This window comes from Vibrio sp. 704 (genome assembly GCF_033339295.1).
The window spans coordinates 1-531 of the sequence record NZ_JAWOUH010000957.1 but is presented as its reverse complement, the minus strand read 5'-3'; the positions used below and the strand labels follow the sequence as shown (position 1 = coordinate 531).

Genomic DNA, 531 nt, shown 5'->3' with positions numbered 1-531 from the left:
GTTCAGCATCGCAGAGGGTTGGCAAAGTGCTGACCCTTTTTGTTTTTGGCTCACCAAATCCCCACTCAAGTTAAGTCAACACTTTTCTTTACTAAGCCTATCGCGCATAATGTGTACGGAAATACAAATGGTGGGAATATGAAGACCGTAGATAGGATATTGCAAATCGTTAAGCGTGACGGGTCTGTCACTGCAAAACAACTCTCTTCTGAGCTTGGGATGACAACCATGGGTGCTCGCCAGCACCTGCAAGGTTTAGAAGATGAAGGCATCCTGTCGATTCACGATGTAAAAGTCAAAGTCGGACGCCCTACTCGCCATTGGTCTTTAACCCAGAAGGGACATGAGCAATTCGCCGATCGTCATGGCGAACTCACCATCCAATTTATCGAAGCCGTGGAACACATCTTCGGTAAAGATGGCCTCGACAAAGTTACCTCCGAGCGCGAAAAACTGACTTTACAAAACTATCGCCAGCACCTCGATCAATGTGAGTCTTTAGAAAGCAAACTGGAAACTTTGGTTTTTCTG

General features: G+C 46.1%; 1 protein-coding gene. It reads left to right on the top strand.

Going from position 1 to position 531, the window contains the following annotated elements:
• Positions 1-138: 138 nt before the first annotated feature.
• A partial coding sequence (locus R7R24_RS30085) for a helix-turn-helix transcriptional regulator (RefSeq protein WP_318120639.1) occupies positions 139-531 on the top strand: 393 nt, incomplete at its 3' end.